Origin of the sequence: Paenibacillus sp. DS2015, assembly GCF_050433705.1 — a bacterium.
In the GTDB taxonomy this organism is placed as follows: domain Bacteria; phylum Bacillota; class Bacilli; order Paenibacillales; family Paenibacillaceae; genus Paenibacillus_AQ.
In genome coordinates this window covers 115,605-134,313 of the sequence record NZ_JBNPWS010000006.1, presented here as the reverse complement: position 1 = coordinate 134,313, position 18,709 = coordinate 115,605, and the positions used below count along the sequence as shown (strand labels likewise).

Here is an 18,709-nt window from a genome sequence, read left to right as displayed (position 1 = left end):
TACACACATGTCCTTAAGAGTGCCTATGCCGAGGCAAAGAGAGCCTGCGACTCTGGCGTTTACAGCGACTTTTTACTTTATTACGCCAACTAAGGAACTGCATGAGTTTGACGACTTCGATGGACAGGATGTCAGCAAGGCTGTAGAGAATGTGAAAAGCTGGGTTTCAGCAAACTGTAACCAGATATGAAAGTTCATAAACTTGGAGCAGAAGTCGGATATGCAGACCCCGCTTATTTTAATAAACTGTTCAAAAGGGTTGTAGGGATCACTCCAAACGAATATAAGATAATTTCACACTAGTCCGCTTTACCCTTATTCATGTACAACAAATAACCTTCTGACGGTGCGCTTCCTACTTAAAGGATGGCACAATCAGAAGGCCAAGGGGTATTGAAGGCTTAGGTCTTAGGTCAAATGATGAGTTCGCCAAGCTTGATTAGTTCGACAACTGCTTGAGAACGGCCTTTGACATTTAGTTTTTGCATGACATTGGAAATGTGGTTACGCACCGTTTTTTCGCTTATGAATAACTGCCCGGCGATATCTCGCGTAGTTTTATCTTGAACAAGCAATTCAAAAACTTCACGTTCACGGTGGGTCAACAAAAATTTGCTCTTGTGGTTGTCAATTCCCTTCAATGGTGTCACCCCTCCTTGCCCGGGTTTATATGGTCTAACAAGGTAAAGGGATACAGTCAACACATATTATGTTAGGTTACAGACATTGGTGTCGTGTATGCTTAAAAATGGGCAATTGATTCCTACTCTTCGCTCACAACGACTGCATCGCGGATCTGTTCGAAGGATAATGGCTTATAGTCCCAATGTTCAACACAGATATTGAAATAGTTCTTCCCTTCATACTTCTGCCCGTGGGTATGCCCATGAACGTTAACGAAAGGCATATGCTTGTTCATGTACATGGGTTCATGTGTGAGAAAAAAGAAGTCCTTATAAATAAGCGGGAGTTCACTCACTTCATTAAATCCTGCCTCAAGCCACCAGTTTCTTGTTCTTCCTCGATCATGGTTTCCCATAATAAGAACCTTATAACCATTAAGCTTATTTACGATCTCTCTCGTCTTATCTTGATTCAGAAAAGAAAAATCCCCCAGATGAAAAACCTTGTCCTCTTTGCCTACCCTTGCATTCCAACTTGTAATCATATATTCATTCATCTCTTCTACGTCAGTAAAAGGTCTAGATTCAAAATCTATAATATTTTTATGGCCAAAATGATGGTCTGAGGTGAAATAGACATTTTGCATACTTAAAATCACTCCCCAATGAATTATCATTTCTATTTTATACCAAACATCAAATAATATATATATTGACAGCTTCTCCAAAAGTCACTATGATAATGTCATTGCTTTGAAATTGATAATCATTATCACGCTAATAACCTGAATTATATATATTTTATTTCCATAAAAAAAAGGAGCTATTCTATTCATGAAATTTAAAGCCGTATTACCTGCTAGTGTACTTACTCTCTCCATCCTTTTTACCGGATGTGCCGAGAAAGACAACGCCGAAGTGTCAACAACGGAAGTATCAAATGAATCTGTGAAAGTAACACCTGCTGACACTACTCAAGTAGCGGCCACTGACTTTACAAAGGAAACAGAGCAATACCGAACCTTTGTCGTGGAGCAATGTGATCTTTTTGTAAAGGAAACTGAAAAGTTCACGAATGCTGTGAAATCAGGTAATCTTGAAGAAGCCAAAGCTCTTTACGCTCCAGCACGTATGTATTATGAACGAATTGAACCTATTGCAGAAGCACTAGGCGATCTTGATCCTAATATCGATGCCCGTATCAATGATGTTGAAGAAGCGGATTGGCGCGGATTCCACCGCATAGAACAAAGTCTATGGGAAAATGGCACAACGGATGGCCAGGAAGAATATGCTGACCAATTACTTAAAGACGCTCAATTGCTACGTGCAAAGGTTGAGACCGTAGAAATTGATGCTGCTATGATGGTAACAGGTGCTGTTGAACTATTAAATGAAATATCTTCATCTAAAGTCACAGGTGAGGAAGAATTATACTCTCATACCGATTTATATGATTTTGTAGCCAACGTAGAAGGAGCTAGTAAGATCTATGAGATTCTAAAACCTGCACTAGCAATCAAAGATGCTGATTTGGAAAAACAAATTGGAGAACGCTTTGCTGGGTTGCTCAAAGAGCTTGAGCCCTTCAAGGAAGGCGAAGGATATATTTCATATGAGCACTTAAAAGAGGAAGAAGTTCGAACTCTCAGTCAAAATTTAGATGCACTTGCCGAACCCCTCTCAAATATGGGTTCTCTACTGGGAGTGTAAATGATGGAATCTTCAGACTCTAAGCATCAATCAGAATCCATTCTTAAGAAAAAAATAAATCGTCGCGAACTATTACGTATCGCTGGCGTGGGCGGTATAGGTCTTATGCTTGGTGGAGCCGGTATGGGCGGCGTCCTGTCAACACGCACCAAAGTAAAATCTAATGATGCTACCGTTAACACTAGCTTGGATAGTATTCCTTTTCATGGTAAACATCAGGCAGGAATTATTACGCCTGCTCAGAATTTCATTTACTGTGCAGCTTTTGATGTCACCACTAGTGATATTAATGAAGTGCGTAAACTATTCCAAGCTTGGACTGAAGCTGCCTTCACCATGACACAAGGCAGTCTTATTGGTAATATTAATAGTCATCAGAATCTCCCACCTTCGGATACAGGCGAAGCTGTAGGTCTTTCGCCTTCTCGAAGCACCATTACCTTTGGTGTAGGTCCCTCCTTCTTCGATTCACGATTCGGGTTGCAGTCCAAACGCCCTTCTACCTTTCAAGATCTTCCGTCATTCCGTGGGGATTCGCTACAGCCCCAATGGTGTGGGGGTGACCTGATGGTACAGGTCTGTGCCGACGATATGCAGGTTGCCTTTCATGCCATTCGAAATTTAACAAGAATTGCTAGAGGGAAGGCCGTGCTACGCTGGACACAAGACGGATTTCAGCGAACGACTCAAGCAGATCCATCTGCCGGGACACCTCGTAATCTTCTTGGATTTAAGGATGGTACGGGTAATCCAGATGTGTCGGACCCTGATCTAATGAACCAAGTGGTATGGGCGCAAAATACAGATGGGGCGACATGGATGACGGGTGGCAGTTACATGGTTGTAAGACGTGTCCGCATGCTCATAGAAGTATGGGATCGATCAAGTCTCAAGGATCAAGAAACAACCTTTGGACGTTACCGTGATAGCGGTGCACCCATGGGAGCTAAACACGAATTTGATCCTGTAGACGTCAATGCTACAACGCCTGAAGGTAATCTTCATATCCCAGCTAATTCGCATGTGGCTCTATCTCATGGCGATGGCACTCTAAAGTTACTACGACGCTCTTATTCTTACTCTAGTGGGATCGATTCTACAAGAGGACAACTCGATGCAGGATTACTTTTTATAAGCTTTCAAAGAGATTTATATAAACAATTTGTGCCTATTCAGCAGAAGCTTGCTGCTGGCGATAAACTTAACGAGTATATATCAAATATTGGAAGTGCAGTCTTTGCTTGTTTTGCCGGCGTCGAACAAGGAAGATATATAGGCGATTCTTTACTATAACTTCATGAAATAAAAACCAAGGAGAGCTATTTCAATGCTATTACCTGCTCAACTCTCACGCTTAAGAAGTACAGCATGGATGACGTTCCTCGTCATCCTCTGTTGCATATGTGCTTATCCTCTCTCTGCCTCCGCAGAAACGGACAATAATTCCGCAATCGATCAACTTATGCCTGCAGTTGGGAGCGTTCTTGTAGAAACAGGTCAACAACAATGGCAGGCTGCGTTGGACGATTTACAGCAAGTACAACAAATGTGGGATACATTACAAATCAAAGAACCTCCAATTGATACTACCCTGACTAATGCTATCGACACTGCATTAACTGATTCCAGACAAAAGCTAGAAACCAAAGATGTCCAAGGATCTAAACAATCCTTATCTTTATTAGCCAAATCCATAGATCAATATATTACTGCTGTTCAGCCTAAGTCAGAGCAGGATACGACTAGCGGGCCCGAAACAGCTGGTAAACTCCTTCCTTATGCCAAAGAGAGTATGATTGCCATGGAGCAGCAAGATTGGAAAATAGCAGAGGAAAGCTACCAAAAGATTGTTAATGATTGGAAAAAATCAGAGTCAGCCATCCGTCTAGACCAATTTAATGTTTATGGGCAACTAGAAACTCAGATTAGTCTAATCCGCATAAATCTTCAGGCAGATCCAATGAAAGAAGATCAAGCAAAGCTTCAGATGCAGAAGCTCATCACCATCCTTGAAGATTATTCAGCAGGTAAAATAAATAATAGTCTCACCACCGACAAACATTCGATCAAAGATTTACTTCAAGTTCTACAATCTGCACGTAGTCAGGTCCAAAATGGACAAATAGATCAAGCTGCTCAGCAGATGGAACAATTTATTTCAGTGTGGCCTTCCGTTGAAGGTGAAGTACAATTATATTCTGCTAAACTATATACAGAAATCGAGAATCAAATGACCGCCGTATCAGGCTATTTACTATCCAATCCTCCTGTGCTTGCAAAAGCTACACAGACCATGGATGATATGCTTGCTTCTCTTGAGCCCATTTCAAGTAATCAGACATACACCGCTTGGGATGCTGCGCTTATCCTACTTCGAGAGGGATTAGAAGCCATCTTAGTGTTAGCAGCTCTACTCTCCTACCTTAAACGTAGTGGTAATAGCAATGCAAGAAAGTGGGTCTGGTCCGGCGCAGGTATCGGCTTAGTCCTAAGCTTCATACTCGCTATTGTGCTTCATTACACGATCTCTCAAGCAACTTCTGGGAGTACACGCGAATTTATTGAGGGTATTACAGGTCTCGTGGCGGTGGTCATGATGCTAACGGTCGGTTACTGGATGCACAGCAAAGCGAGTACCACGGCGTGGAACAATTATGTGAAAGATCAAGTAAATAATGCCCTTGCTAAGGGTAGCCTGTGGTCCGTATTTGCCGTATCAGGACTAGCTATTCTGCGGGAGGGTGCGGAGACAACCATCTTTTATGTAGGGATGGCACCTTCTATTGAGCCTTTTCAGCTCATCTTAGGGATTAGCATTGCATTAGCCATTCTTATTGTTGTTGGCTACGCCATTATCGTATTAAGTGTACAATTACCTATCCGAGGGTTCTTCCTTACAGCCACCCTATTAATTTACTATTTAGTATTGCGATTTCTTGGGCAAAGTATTCACTCGTTACAAGTTGCAGGTCAATTTCCTGCACACACCCATGAATATTTACCCTCCATTTCATGGTTAGGCATGTATCCTACTTGGGAAACCTCTATTCCTCAATTCATATTACTGGGTTATATCATCTGGCAATTTGTTTTCAAAAAATCGAAGTAACGAAAAAACCCTTGTTGAAAAACAAGGGTTTAATTATTGTATCGAACACATATTATTTATCTGGATCCATGGTACTATCATGCATTGGGAATATACGATACACTAATTTTTTGAAGTCAGTTACCAAATTCGTATTATCGACTTTATTAGCTCCATTACTGTATGTTGTAGCATATGTGCCTAGACGTTCCACAAAATCAGGATCAGAAGATGCATATACCTTTTTAATAGCAGGTACTTGCTTCTTTACGATGGATGTAATTTGCTCTCTGATCTTAGTAGGAATATTGTCCACGGCTGCACTATTAGTGCTAGTTCTATTATATCTTACACCTTCATTATCTAATGGTGTAACCTTGTTCTTGGTATTGAGGCCTGATATATTATCGTTTTGAACATTAAGACCTCTTCTTCCGATATTTCCAGTTTCTACCTTACCACTGTTATTGTTATTATCAGTAGTCATACCACGTAAAATTCCGTAGCTTCCTGTCCCCATCGTTCCATATAATCCTCTGTTTCCATCTAAATGATCAGTATGCGTCGTTGTGCCACGTTTCGCACTTAAATTATTCACTGTATTGCTGGCTGTGTTATCCAAAGAAACCGCGACATAAGCATTGTCATTCGTCAAGAATACATTCGCTGAACGTACTCCTTTGATTGCTGCGATCTTAGCCGAAAGTTTGCTATCGAAATGCAGATTCGTCATCTGATCAGTTACATTGTTATTACGTACAGTTAATCTGTCTCCACCATCTCTTAACGAATTAACACCAATACGTCTAGTAAGATCTGTGTTACGGACGTTCTTCGTGTTAATATTCGTGTTCGCAGGCTCTTTCGTCATACACCCCGATACACCGAACATACTTACAAGAAGCGCTGTAGTCAAGGATAAATTAATTGCTTTCGATCGTATCATTCATTCAGCCTCCATTCAACAGTGTGTGTTACATTGATTAGGATGACCCGCTGAACTAAGTGCTATGCTGAAAGGATTTGACATAAAAGCAATACTTACACAAAAAGAACCCAAATTGATTGACCATAGACACAGTAGCAGGAATAAGGCGTATTCTATAATATAAGAGGAGCTTGGAGGTGATCTGTATTGAAGGTATTATTCACATTCTATGTCCCCAGTGGTGGAGTTGAAACACTCAACCGCCTACGCTGTATTGCGCTACAAAAACAAGGTATTGAGGGACACTCCCTATATCTCCAATGGGGAGCAGGTCAGCAAAATAACCATGCTACGTCGACCTATATAACATCTGACGATTCAGAAATTTCAGCTATATTGCACAAACACCATTTTGATGCCATCATCGTGATCTCAGATTACTTTATGTTGGAACGCCTGCGTTCACTCGGATACCAAGGTCCACTTATATATGAGGCACAAGGTTTTGGGACACTTGAACAAGCTACAGCCACAGTAACCGGAGCGACGACTTATCTAGAACGTTATTGTAGCGGTGTACTACTCCCACAAACTACCCACTTAATTGAAACCTTTCGTTATCTATGTCCATGGTTACATCAATTTATCATTCCAAATATACTAGATGCTTCATCCTTTACGTATGTTACGAATGAGCCTCCCCCTTATCCTATAATTGGATGGGTTGGTAGACTAGAAGCCAATAAAAATTGGAGAGAATTATTGAATATTGGTTATCAACTATTACAGGTACAACCTGATATAAGAATCTGGTTGTTCCAAGATGCTAATTTATTCGAAGCACATGAACGCCAAGAATTCAAAGTCATGCTCAAACAACGCCATTTAGACACTTTAATCAGAGTTTTCTCTAATATTCCTCATCATGAAATGCCTAGATACTACTCTATAATTGGAGATTCAGGAGGATTTCTATTATCAACATCAATCCTTGAAGGATTCGGTTATGCCGTTGCAGAAGCTATGAGCTGTAAATGTCCTGTTCTGAGTACCGATTCTGATGGTGTCCGATCTTTCATTACTCATAATACTACAGGTAAATTCTATCCCCGTGGCAACCTAACCCAAGCTGTTGACGAAGGTATAGATCTCTTACGGAATAAGCCATTACGCCATTTGATTCAGACTCAAGGACAGGAACACATAACTTCACAATTCTCTCCCTCGAAATATATGGATTCCTTTCTTCAAATGATAAATGCAGTAAGCGTTTGTTAGAAAATTCGTCTTATACTGCGCACTATCCTACTGAACATGCAACAACGCTCACATCTATAAAGAAACTTCCAAGTCACTAGACAAGTGGCTTGGAAGTTTCTTTATGTGTATATTCATAGACTCTTCCGACTAACTATATCTACTACAGCTGATTCAAATGCGATATAACTTTTCTCCCAAGTAAAGCGATATGAATCTTGTTCTCCTCTCCTTGCCAAGTTCATTCGAAGAACTGGACTTTCTAAGAGTCTAATAATATCTGTAGCCAACTTATTCTCATATCTATAACTCATCAAACAATTCACTTCGTTTACTGCATATTCCGCATTCCCCCCCGCGTAGAGGGTCACTAATGCTGCCCCACATCTCATAGCTTCAAGACCTGGTAAAGAGCCGGCATCATAGGTACCAGAGCTCACGAAGATGTCTGTATGATTATAGTGATATCTCAGTTCCAGATCGTCGGCCGGTGTGAAGATCACGAAATGACCTGTCTCCTTCAACTTTTGTAAGATCGGTGACTGATAATATTCATTTGGTGGACAGATCAAGTTAATCCGAAGTGAAGGATGCTGAGTTTTAACCTGTATTAATTGCTCAATTAGATAATCCTGTTCTCGATGCCATGCAAATCCACCTTCAGGCATTCTGAGTATGGCGGATATATTTACAGCATGCACCCCCTCTTGGCGGATTTGAAGATTCCTAAAGAAATCATGGACTCCAATAGGAACGATACTCCCACAAATTCCGTGATTAGAAAGTATCATTTGCTGTTGCCAGCGAGATAAAACAAGTAAATGAGGAACCATGTGATAACTTGGAAAGGATACTTCATGATCTGACAGGAATGTCGGTTCATAACATAAGGAAAGACGAATATGAATCCCCTTTCCATTCATACTTGCTTGCTCAGCTATTGGAACCGTCGTATAAAAATTAGAAATAATAATATCACTTATCGGAAAATCAGCTTCAAACAATTGTGTTCGGGTTGTCTGAATGATATTGGAGTTGATTTCGTACTGAATAACACCTTGCTTTGGCATGACAATGTCAACCTCATGTCCACTCGCTATAAGTCGATTAGTAATTTCCGCCAACATTCGCTGGGCTCCGCCATGACACAACGTCAATATCGGAAATGTAAATCGCATCCCTCATCCCTCCTTCTCTAACACCCAATTCTTTGCAGTAATTGCACATACCGATCAAAATAACGTGCCTTAGTAGCAACGATCTCTTGTTCAATCGTAGTTTGATGTTTTAAAGTTCCCATTCCATCATGTATACGGTAGGCCGTTAACGATTGGTTGAGAAAAGGAAAGTCGAAGCCATCCAACAAGACGCGATACCACAGATCGAAATCGTGTGTGTACGGTAGTCCTTCATCAAATAATCCAACAAAACTAAACAGTTCCTTTCTCATCATAATGGTGCATCCGTTTATTGGATTCCCTTGTTTAAAGCAACTATAAAAGTCCTTAATATTACTGAAAGTTGCGCCTGCATTCGCTATTGTCACGTTACTGGTCGCATCCATTAAATTAAAATTAGTAGAAGATATATAAGCACGATGTTTCTGCATAAAGAGAACCTGATTATTAATTTTGGCTGGATAGAATTTATCATCAGAACTAAGCCAAGCCACATATTCTCCTGAGGCGTGTATGATGCCGTGATTAAGCGCCGTCGCGGTCCCCCCATTCCTTTTACTCAAATATTTTATATAAGGAAGGTAGGGTTCGATTCTATCTACTTGCTGTGTCGAGCCATCATCCACAACGATAACCTCAAGCTGGTCATAGGATTGCGAAAGGGCTGATTGTATGGCTTGATCAATATAAGGACAATTATAAAAAGGAATTACTATGGTTACCAACGGTCCTGTCATTCAACCTTTACCTCCTCCATTACGAAAGTACTCCATAATCTCGACAAGCGACTGCTCCCAAGGGATTTGCGGTTTCCATCCCATCTCATGCAAATCCTCACACGAGTAGTCATCATCTGTCGAAGAGGATTGAGGTGCGTTTCCCATTTCTAACACGATCGATACGTTGCCCAACTCCAACATAGAAGTCACGACATCTCCTAGGGAACATTCAATGCCCGAACATATAGGATACACCCTCCCCGACTCCCCCTTCCTAAGAATCAAATCGTAAGCTAGAATAGCATCCCTTACATCTACGAAATCACACATGTCATAACGTGAGGAAATACGAAAAGAATTCATACCCCTTCCCTGCTCACTATTGACAATGTGCCTAGCAAGCAATGCACAAATTCCTGTGGAGGACCCGGGTCCTATTAAATTACTCGGCTCAGCAAGCAATATGTGCTGGTGAAACAGCTCCCTCCACGATAATACCGCACACTCCTCTAACGTCTTACTCAAACTGTAAGGATGTGGAGAATAAGGAAAACTTACCAACGGAAATTTCAAACGTGAACCTACAATAAGAATGCGACATTCTGGATGGTTACGTAGTGCATCCAGCAAAGTTAAAGTGGATAGAACATTTTTCTCCATATATAGCAAAGGATCGTTCCATGATTCAGGAACCGAGTTTTTGCCTGCTAGATGTAGAACAAAGTCTGGGCTTATATCATCAACCATCGCCAAGACTTCATTCTTCACAGTCAAATCGCATACCCTTGGATCAACCCCTGAAATGGCTGGCAGACTATTCTGCCGACGGATCGCAGCGACAACCCTATTTCCCTTTGAGGCAAAATAATCACAAGCATGCCTTCCTGTAAATCCATTAGCGCCTGTTATAAGTAATGTCTGATCCTTCATCACATGTTCATCCAGGTAGCAAGTTCTTCGAGCATGAATCTATAAGAAGGTATGGAATAAGTCATATCAGAACGGGTTGCCTTCAAGGTTCGATCTTGTTCAAAGCTATCGTCTGCAATGACGTGAATATGGCTGATCTCCCATATCTCCTTCATCAGTAGAAGTAAGTTGTATTTACTTATAGGAACACTCGCTGTCAAATGAATAATCCCAGAGATATCCGTGTCTAGGAGATGTTCTATCGCTTTTGCAAGCTCTAGGGTTGTTATTCCATTCCATAATACACACCTATATCCTAGAACTTCTCCATGTTGCTTCATGAACCAACTCATCAGTCCTATCCCATTAGAGCGGGTCTCAGGTCCAATGATGGAGGTACGAATGGTTAAATGACCCGCCGCTCGAACTTCACCAAGTGCCTTAGTTAATGCATAAGGTGTTACTCCATCTGGGCATTCTCCCTCCCCATACTGACCCCGTGTTCCCAGAAATACGCAATCTGTACTTATATGAATAAGACGTGCAGAAATTCGATCAGCAGCTGTTTGAAGGCGATGCGGTAACAATCCATTAATATAATAAGCCTGGATCATGTCTTGTTCGGCATGATGATTGAGCACCCCGATTGCGTTAATGATCGCATCAGGATGGACAGCTTCAATGAGGTTATCTACCTTATGCATATCCATTACATCTAGCATAAGACCTGATGGGTCTTTGTCATTTCTTGTTGTGTAGAACACACTATGTTTCCCTTGTTTTGTAAAATAATTAACTATCATATGCCCTGCCATGCCATTCCCACCTAGAATCAGTAGCTTCATGATAAGAAGCCTCCTCGAACGAGGATATCTTTGATCTCCTCTTTAGTCATTACATTTTGTTCCGAACTGAAGCTACTGAAAGAAACATGAGGATAAGCGTCATACTGTTTTTTCACATGGGGAATATCAATAGTCGGAAGAATAACAAGATATTGTTCATCGTAAACAATCGTTGTTTGGCTCTCAAAATCACTCATCAAGATTTCGTGGATTTTCTCACCTGGACGAATACCTGTTTCAATCATGCTCACATGCTCAATCCCTGAAGCTTCGATGAGCACCTCTGCTAAATCCACAATTCGACAAGTAGGCATCGTCATAATAAATATTTCTCCACCTACACTTTCAATCGATGCCTTGAACAATAGCGCAATCGCATCTCTAAGTGTTAAGAAGAATCGTGTCATTCTCATATCCGTAATGTTGACTAGTCCCTTACGCTCAATTTGCTCGATGAATAGGTGGACCACACTACCATTTGTACCTAACACATTCCCACCGCGTACAGTAACAAATTGAGTCTTACTACGCAGTAGATTTGCATATACAATTAATTTCTCACCAATTGCTTTAGTCATACCGTAGAAGTTAGATGGATTAGCTGCTTTATCTGTAGATATATAGATAACCTTCTTCACATGATTCACAATAGCCGCTTCAATCACATTCTGCGTTCCGATGACATTGGTCTTAAGCGCTTCGTACGGTTGCTCCTCGCATACTGGCACATGCTTTAGTGCGGCTAAATGGAATATATAATCAACCTCTTGACAGGCCACTGTTAAGGCTTGGCGATCTCTAATATCACCGATGCGGAAACTTAGAAGGTCACTCTCAAATTGGCGACTCATGGCTACCTGAGTAGACTCGTTGCGCGAATAAATAATAACTTCCTTAGGCTGACGTGGCAGTAATTGTGCGATAAGCTCGTGCCCCCAAGATCCTGTCCCTCCAGTTACCAAAATACGCTGATTCTCAAACATATACTTTCCCTCCAAGCATAAATTTGACAACCTTATCGGATACATTGTCTACCAAATACCCTTCGGGACACTGCCAATTTCTTGGCATGTTCAACATCATCGATGCCGAATTAACAATAGCGTCAGCATCTACTCCCGATACTATATTGCTACCACAATCCACAGTCTCAGGACGTTCTGTAGACCAACGCATCGTAACGGTTGGAACATGCATGATACAACATTCCTCCTGAACGGTTCCGCTGTCTGTAAGAGCACAGCAAGCATGGCGCTCAAGCATGATGAAATCGAAAAATCCAAAAGGCTCATGAAATTCCACTAGTGGATGCATCTTCAATGACAAATGTTGCTTCATTTGAGAAGCTGTCCGTGGATGAATACTACATATAAGGCGACGCCCATGTCTCTCAGCAACAGCGTTCAATCCATTCATAATTTGAAATAAATGATCAGGTCGATCTACATTCTCCGCACGATGAGTAGTTACAAGAAAATATTCATCTGGTTTAAGCGATAGACGACTCATCACATTGCTATTTATGACCTTAGATTCATAGTGCTGCATAACCTCATAAATCGGATTACCCGTCAAAATAATGCGCTGACTTGGAACACCTTCACGAATAAGATGTTCTTTACTCTGCTGCGTATATGGCATATTAATAGAAGAAATTGCATCGATGACACGTCGATTTTTTTCCTCTGGAACATTCAAGTCGAAACAGCGATTACCTGCTTCCATATGCACGACAGGATAGCCAAGTCGCTCGCTTAAAATGGCGCATAATGCACTATTGGTATCCCCCAGGAGCAGAATAGCATCTAGCTTCTCTTGGCTCAGTATATGCTCGAGCTGTAGAAACATCGATGCCAACTGACCTCCAAGAGAGGCTGCCTCGTCTTGTAATATATAGTCTGGCTCCCGCAGACCTAGCTCCCGAAAAAACACACCACTTAAGCTCTCCGTGAAATTTTGTCCGGTGTGTACGAGTACATGCTTCTGTGCATATCGGTCCAGCTTAGGAAGGATCAGGCTGAGCCGAATAATTTCGGGACGTGTACCCAAAATCGTCATAATTCTCATGTTTCGCTTCCCTACCTTCTTTTTTCAATTGCCTATGAAGAATTCACTCTTCAAGGACTTACCCCTCTTCGAGATTACATGGTTCCAAACAGCAATTTGGAGAAGACGATAGAGATTTTATTTTTCTACGCCTAGCATGAATAGCCCTCATAATAGAAGGCTGTAATTGGTATTTAAAACCCTTGTATCTATGAAAACACAATAGACAACAGCTCATTTACTCTTATGCTATACGAATGGTCTCTATAGGTTCTTTCTAGCGCTGCCAAAGCTATTTCTTGGCGCTCCTTCTCATGCGTAAGATAGAACTCGATCTTCTCCAAAAGATCCTGTGGAGAACTATAAGTGACAATTTCCTTACCTGGCTCATAGAATCGTGCTAAGTCATCTCGCTCATCGCTCAGTTGCAAAGTTCCACAGGCGGATATTTCAAATGTTCGAGGATTAGGAGAGGCTGCAGCAATATTATTCGAATTCTTGTTAACGGTGTCGTCTTCATGAGAACGATGTAGATTAATGACAATTTTCGAAGCATTATATGCAGCCGCTGTTTCTACAGGCCCCATCCACTTTCCTAATTCAATCTTATGCTGATAAATAGGAAATTCGGGCAGTCGGTCCCACCATATCCCATTAAAACTTGTATTGTACTTCATCAAATGGGGGAGGATGGGATGCAAGAAGTGGATTCGATTCCAATAGGCAGAACCAATAAATCTGACATCACGTTTTAGTGTGGATGCTACTTGGACAGAATGAGGTTGGTAGTGTTCTGTATGAACACCAAAAGGGAGATAATATACCTGCTCACATCCCAATTGCTTATACAACCTGACGCAATTCAATTCTAATGTAAATACGTAGTCGTAATGTCTAACTTTCGTAATCGACAGATCCGAATAATACGGATCGTCTGTTAACCACACAGCTGTTAGAACTCCTTGCTCACGTACATTGTCGATTTCCTCAGTGTCTACATACGTCCCATCCAGAATGAGTACAAGATCTGGTGAGATCTGAGCTGTAGCTTCAGCAATCGAAGTCCCAGCATTAATGACAGTTACCTCGGTTACTAAGGAGTGCAAGGTGGTTGTAATAGCTTCATCAATAGGTGAATAGGGATATCCCTTACCTGATGAAACGAATAGAATATGAAGCTGTCGCATAGAGAATATTTCGGGGGGCTGACTAATAATTTTACTTGCACGTCCACGTAAATACCCTTCTTCATATCCATCTTGATATGGCTCTCCCAGTCGTTGATAAGTTGATTCAAAGCCTTGAAGATTAGAAGGAGGCCTTCCAGCCTCAGTTATGCTCTTAATTTTCGGCATTTGCTCACTCCTCTTTTCTGCTACCATCTTCATATGTCCTGTATAAGAATGTGCTTGTGGAATACGTCCTATCAGTCTCTCAAGTTCTAAGATGGTAACCATCGCAATACCCTTGCTTGTAGTAATTGCTATTCTTTTGGGAACTACGCTGTCCAGTCAGTCATGCTTTAGATGACCTGTATAACTATATGCCAAAAAGGCTAATGTATCGTGGACGGTAGCCTTGAAATGGGGAAATTGGCAGATGCCCTAACAATAACGACAAGAGCCTGGCCCGTAGTAAGTATCATGTTACTGTGAAGAAGCGACCTTGCTCTACAAGAAATGGATTCCAAAAAAAAGGCGACCCTCCCCCGTAGAATACCGAGAAGCGCCGCTTAAGCAAACTTTTTAAATTACTGTCTACTTGACAGGGATATGCCCAGAATACCTTCTGTAACTACGTTCCAAGCATGCTTCTTCACTAGAATACAAATAGTCGTTCTACTCAGCCAATATGATCGCCATCTTCAAATCCTTTAGTGAATCCTGCATTAAAACCTTCATCATACGTTTTTTCAATTGTAGGATTGAATGCACTATTCGGTGGAGTATTCTCTGCCACGATTGGCAGAGCAGTCAGAGCCGGTAGACATACCTTCGGCTCTTTATACCTCCGCTGATGCCTTTTTTTCTTAGAACTCTGTTTTCTGCGTCTTGAAGCGGCTTGGGAAAGTTGACGCCCCCTTACTAACTTTAATCTTTTACGTCTACGGTTGCGAATCTTGAGTGCACGTTTCTTCCGTAGGAGCAACAATCTATGATACCGGGCTCTTGCTTTTCTAAGAAGCAACAGCCTTCTCTTATTAATCATCCTTATTCCTCCTGTAATCCTCTTGGTAAATTAAGATTAGATACTTGAGTTAGATTCAGCCAGGGTAATGTAGGTACGCCATCTTTATGACAATGTAGCTCTATGCCTGTCATCATTCGGCACATCGTGCTCTGATATTGCGTAAGTAGTCTTATATTGTCTTGTAATCCGCGGGCTGATATTTCAGAATGGCAAGATACATCTGCTATGCTATTGAGAATTCGGGCAAGTGCGTTTTGACTAAGAGCAATAGAGTTTACTAGTGAAATTTTGGCCTCCTGCTGTTTGCCAAGATAATTCATCTGTCCATCTCTCCCATACCAAAGCCGCCACCCTCTCCAGAACCTTGCCCTTCCAAAACGGCCTTTAAGTTGCTACACATGCCGTTCTCGAGCTTAGTCATCCCTTCAAGAAGTTCTACAATTTGTCCATGGATTTGCATCGGTACACTTAGTTGTTTATCTAGACAATGTAGAGCATCTGCATCCAAACAATTCACAATCCAATTCCGAATCTTCTCTGCTTCAACAGCTTTAGCTTCAAGAATCAGAGCAATATTTAACTGTATTTTGGAGGAAGCTTCAAGCATTTGTAAAAAGGAACGTTCTCTGCTCATTTGTAGTCCTCCTCCTCATAACTTCTATTACTCTTCCTCGTCATGGCACAATTCCTTTACGACATGTTTTAAATTTTCTGCCAAGGCTTCCTGCAAATCAGCAAGACTTACCATGTAAGAAATAATGCTTTTATTAATCTGCTCAGAATTCTCGATTAAAGATTCTATCTCCTCACATTTTGGTTTAGGATCCGGTAAATCATGAATAATTTGAGCTATATGCACCGCCACATGTCGTTCAGCAACTAATATTCGAGCCATTTGCTGTTGGGAATGCGACAGATGATTAATGATCTCGTCGATCTTGGACTGCATCCAATTCCCCCAATCTAGAATTCATATCACCTGCACCAACAAAGTGATCTTGCTTTTATTTCCGCTTCTACCTGCTACATCATATGCAGCCCATATAAAGACAGTTACGGAATATTAGAATTAACAGCAAAAAAAGGAACTCTCCTTCAGATCTCTTCAGACCTTAAAGAATAGCCCCTATCTCATATCTAAACCCTAGGGTAGTAATCCTTTCAATTAGCGATCAGCTTGTTAATCCGCTGAATTCTGATACAAATGTGTACCCGTTTCATACACCGAAATAATGCCTTTTACTGCACTTCTCCTCCTTTAGGAGTGGATCTGATCTTTGAATCTATAAATAGATGTGGATCTACATGCCATTTATTTATGAATAGATGATAGTTCCTAGCGATTATGGCTTCAATATCTTCGGATGTATATGATGCTTTATAACTCACACCACCTTCATGGTAGAGAATCACATCTTGGCATACCAACAATTTATATCCAGCTGCCCGTGCACGAAAACAATAGTCATCATCCTCATAATGTCCGGGAGAGAAGGATTCATCAAACAACCCAACTTTATTCAGAACCTCTCTCCTGAACAAGAAACACCACCCTGCAATTCGTTGTGCTTCCAGCCAGCGATTCGGATCCAAACTATTATTAAGAGCTGCCATTTGCTGAAACTCTTCCATACTCGAATAGGTAACCTCAACATGCTGTAATCCAAGCGCATCATTACTACTAGGACCAACGATACCAATATCCGGACTGCTAGATAAAGCCTGAGTGAGATTAGATAACCAGTGTGGAGTACAGATAACATCATTGTTAAGTAGTAGCAATTGATCTCCTGAGGCTATCGATATCCCGATATTACAAGCATTTGGACATCCCATATTTACTGGAAGAGAAACGAACGTTATTCGTTCACGAATACAATACTCTGCTGTTCCATCCGTCGATCCGTTATCCACGATTATCAGCTCATATTGCTCAGCTATCGTATGACTTCGAATAGACTCAATACAATTTGATAGCCGTGTTAGTGCATTATAAGTAGGGATAATAATACTTATCTTCGTCATCTGCTATTCCTCCTTATAGCAACCTCAGAACGAGATTCCAAAGGTGTATCTAGCGGTATTCCATATTTCGACATGAGTTCATACAGCGCTTCTGCATGATCCCCCTTGATCATATCGGCTACTACATTATGTTTGCCACGATTACTAGTATGAGATCGATTTCTTGAGATTACATCTACCGAGTGAACAGATGCGACTCGATACCCTTGAGCTAGCGCTATTGCCTGTGCTTTGGGTGGAACCATCAATGAAGCTAACCCGATGCCTGAGATACATCGACTGGACAGGGCATGAGGTACAGCGGTGAGAGAATCAGCATGTAACTCTTGGCGTTGTAATATCATATTCAAGAAGCTTTTATTACGTGTCACCTCATCATGATAGTTAAACGAGGGCAGATAGGGTGTAATATGATTCAACGCCACATCCACCCCCCCATCCACTTCGTATAGAAATGGAGCTAATTCCTCAGCTGGAATTACAATATCCCCATCCGTGAAGAGCACGATATCGTCCTTAACAATGCCAGCCCCAATAGAGCGCCCTACATCATGTCCAAGACGCTGATCATAATGGACAATTGTTGTCCCTTTATGTCTTCTGGCAACATTAAAGCTATGGTCCTGACAGCCATTCAGAATAACGATGATGTTCATTAGAGGAAGCCTCTCTAACTCATTCAATACGAGGTGCAGACTCTTCTCTTCATTACTTGCACACACAACGGCAGCCGCGCTTCCTCGAAGTGCCAGAGGAATTCCCTGAACCTTCTTGCCTGTAGAATTCCCAACACCACGACAGTAAGCAGAAGAAAGCTTCTTCATGAGTAGGTAATTCGGTCGCTCCTTGAATTCAGTAAAGCACCAAGTACTGAAAGATTGTTGTACAGATTGAAACATCTCAGCTGATGTACCCAGTGCAGCTTCAATCTGTGAACCTACTTTTTCCCCTTCAAGAAAAGCTTGTTTCGTCCAACGGGATTGGCGATCCATTGAAGCTAAGTCACGGACTCTGGGCCTACTTATTCTGCGAATTTTCGATTGCATTTTCAATTGCCTTATGGATTGTTGTTTGGATTGTCTCTTCGGTAGTTGTTGGGATTGTCTCTTCGGTTGTCTCTTCGGTTGTCTCTTTGGTTGTCTCTTTGGTTGTCTCTTGGGTTGTCTCCTCGGTTGTCTAAACACACAC

22 protein-coding genes are annotated in these 18,709 nt (G+C 41.4%); 6 read left to right on the top strand and 16 right to left on the bottom strand.

All coding sequences use genetic code 11. The features are described 5' to 3' along the window. Positions 1-7: 7 nt before the first annotated feature. Together J2T13_RS08020 and J2T13_RS08015 are read left to right on the top strand one after the other, a co-directional pair. Positions 8-190, top strand: coding sequence for a hypothetical protein (locus J2T13_RS08020; RefSeq protein ID WP_429370051.1), 183 nt, complete (start codon positions 8-10; stop codon positions 188-190). Beyond that, on the top strand, positions 187-303 hold the full coding sequence (locus tag J2T13_RS08015; RefSeq protein WP_429370049.1) for a helix-turn-helix domain-containing protein: 117 nt from the start codon (positions 187-189) through the stop codon (positions 301-303). The genes J2T13_RS08020 and J2T13_RS08015 overlap by 4 nt, the downstream gene beginning before the upstream one ends. Positions 304-413: 110 nt before the next feature. Here J2T13_RS08015 and J2T13_RS08010 read toward each other — a convergent pair whose 3' ends face one another. Then, positions 414-641: a helix-turn-helix domain-containing protein gene (locus J2T13_RS08010; RefSeq protein ID WP_429370047.1), complete on the bottom strand. Its 228-nt coding sequence runs from the start codon at positions 639-641 to the stop codon at positions 414-416. A 122-nt stretch (positions 642-763) separates the two neighbouring features. Next, positions 764-1,270, bottom strand: a complete 507-nt coding sequence (locus J2T13_RS08005; protein WP_429370045.1) for a phosphoesterase — start codon at positions 1,268-1,270, stop codon at positions 764-766. Between the two features lie 187 nt (positions 1,271-1,457). Here J2T13_RS08005 and efeO point away from each other — a divergent pair, with 187 nt between their 5' ends. Genes efeO through J2T13_RS07990 form a run of 3 tightly spaced genes read left to right on the top strand, consistent with a single transcriptional unit; the run spans position 1,458 to position 5,445 of the window. Beyond that, positions 1,458-2,336: an iron uptake system protein EfeO gene (gene efeO, locus J2T13_RS08000; protein ID WP_429370043.1), complete on the top strand. Its 879-nt coding sequence runs from the start codon at positions 1,458-1,460 to the stop codon at positions 2,334-2,336. Continuing rightward, positions 2,337-3,629, top strand: coding sequence for an iron uptake transporter deferrochelatase/peroxidase subunit (gene efeB / locus J2T13_RS07995; protein WP_429370041.1), 1,293 nt, complete (start codon positions 2,337-2,339; stop codon positions 3,627-3,629). A 34-nt stretch (positions 3,630-3,663) separates the two neighbouring features. Continuing rightward, entirely contained in the window at positions 3,664-5,445 is a 1,782-nt protein-coding gene (locus tag J2T13_RS07990) for an FTR1 family iron permease (protein ID WP_429370039.1), read from the top strand. Positions 5,446-5,497: 52 nt separating this feature from the next. Here the strand turns inward: J2T13_RS07990 and J2T13_RS07985 are convergent, their stop codons facing one another. After that, positions 5,498-6,370 (bottom strand): YhcN/YlaJ family sporulation lipoprotein, encoded by an 873-nt coding sequence (locus J2T13_RS07985; RefSeq protein ID WP_429370037.1) that lies wholly within the window; start codon positions 6,368-6,370, stop codon positions 5,498-5,500. Positions 6,371-6,559: 189 nt separating this feature from the next. Between J2T13_RS07985 and J2T13_RS07980 the strand changes: the two genes are divergently transcribed. Then, positions 6,560-7,630: a glycosyltransferase family 4 protein gene (locus tag J2T13_RS07980; RefSeq protein ID WP_429370035.1), complete on the top strand. Its 1,071-nt coding sequence runs from the start codon at positions 6,560-6,562 to the stop codon at positions 7,628-7,630. Between the two features lie 113 nt (positions 7,631-7,743). On the opposite strand, the gene J2T13_RS07975 is transcribed toward J2T13_RS07980, so the two are convergent. From J2T13_RS07975 to J2T13_RS07915, 13 genes are all read right to left on the bottom strand, one after another. Next, positions 7,744-8,787 (bottom strand): glycosyltransferase family 4 protein, encoded by a 1,044-nt coding sequence (locus tag J2T13_RS07975; RefSeq protein WP_429370033.1) that lies wholly within the window; start codon positions 8,785-8,787, stop codon positions 7,744-7,746. 17 nt (positions 8,788-8,804) lie between these two features. Continuing rightward, positions 8,805-9,524 carry a glycosyltransferase gene (locus J2T13_RS07970; RefSeq protein WP_429370031.1) on the bottom strand — a complete coding sequence of 240 codons (720 nt, stop codon included), beginning with the start codon at positions 9,522-9,524 and terminating at the stop codon, positions 8,805-8,807. Next, positions 9,525-10,436, bottom strand: coding sequence for an NAD-dependent epimerase/dehydratase family protein (locus J2T13_RS07965; protein WP_429370029.1), 912 nt, complete (start codon positions 10,434-10,436; stop codon positions 9,525-9,527). Beyond that, complete coding sequence (locus tag J2T13_RS07960) at positions 10,436-11,260, bottom strand: SDR family oxidoreductase (RefSeq protein ID WP_429370027.1); 825 nt, start codon at positions 11,258-11,260, stop codon at positions 10,436-10,438. The genes J2T13_RS07965 and J2T13_RS07960 overlap by 1 nt, the downstream gene beginning before the upstream one ends. After that, positions 11,257-12,243 carry a polysaccharide biosynthesis protein gene (locus J2T13_RS07955; RefSeq protein WP_429370025.1) on the bottom strand — a complete coding sequence of 329 codons (987 nt, stop codon included), beginning with the start codon at positions 12,241-12,243 and terminating at the stop codon, positions 11,257-11,259. Before J2T13_RS07955 ends, J2T13_RS07960 begins: the two co-directional genes overlap by 4 nt. Then, complete coding sequence (gene wecB / locus J2T13_RS07950) at positions 12,236-13,327, bottom strand: non-hydrolyzing UDP-N-acetylglucosamine 2-epimerase (RefSeq protein WP_429370023.1); 1,092 nt, start codon at positions 13,325-13,327, stop codon at positions 12,236-12,238. The genes J2T13_RS07955 and wecB overlap by 8 nt, the downstream gene beginning before the upstream one ends. Positions 13,328-13,515: 188 nt before the next feature. Then, positions 13,516-14,661, bottom strand: coding sequence for a CgeB family protein (locus J2T13_RS07945; protein ID WP_429370021.1), 1,146 nt, complete (start codon positions 14,659-14,661; stop codon positions 13,516-13,518). Positions 14,662-15,148: 487 nt separating this feature from the next. Further along, positions 15,149-15,514: a hypothetical protein gene (locus J2T13_RS07940; RefSeq protein WP_429370019.1), complete on the bottom strand. Its 366-nt coding sequence runs from the start codon at positions 15,512-15,514 to the stop codon at positions 15,149-15,151. A 2-nt stretch (positions 15,515-15,516) separates the two neighbouring features. Then, on the bottom strand, positions 15,517-15,816 hold the full coding sequence (locus J2T13_RS07935) for a hypothetical protein (protein ID WP_429370017.1): 300 nt from the start codon (positions 15,814-15,816) through the stop codon (positions 15,517-15,519). Then, on the bottom strand, positions 15,813-16,130 hold the full coding sequence (locus tag J2T13_RS07930; protein WP_429370015.1) for a restriction endonuclease subunit S: 318 nt from the start codon (positions 16,128-16,130) through the stop codon (positions 15,813-15,815). Before J2T13_RS07930 ends, J2T13_RS07935 begins: the two co-directional genes overlap by 4 nt. A 27-nt stretch (positions 16,131-16,157) precedes the next feature. Further along, entirely contained in the window at positions 16,158-16,445 is a 288-nt protein-coding gene (locus J2T13_RS07925) for a nucleoside-diphosphate sugar epimerase (RefSeq protein WP_429370013.1), read from the bottom strand. Between the two features lie 290 nt (positions 16,446-16,735). After that, positions 16,736-17,521 (bottom strand): glycosyltransferase family 2 protein, encoded by a 786-nt coding sequence (locus tag J2T13_RS07920; RefSeq protein WP_429370011.1) that lies wholly within the window; start codon positions 17,519-17,521, stop codon positions 16,736-16,738. Then, positions 17,518-18,567 (bottom strand): glycosyltransferase family A protein, encoded by a 1,050-nt coding sequence (locus J2T13_RS07915; RefSeq protein ID WP_429370009.1) that lies wholly within the window; start codon positions 18,565-18,567, stop codon positions 17,518-17,520. Before J2T13_RS07915 ends, J2T13_RS07920 begins: the two co-directional genes overlap by 4 nt. Between the last annotated feature and the right edge of the window lie 142 nt (positions 18,568-18,709).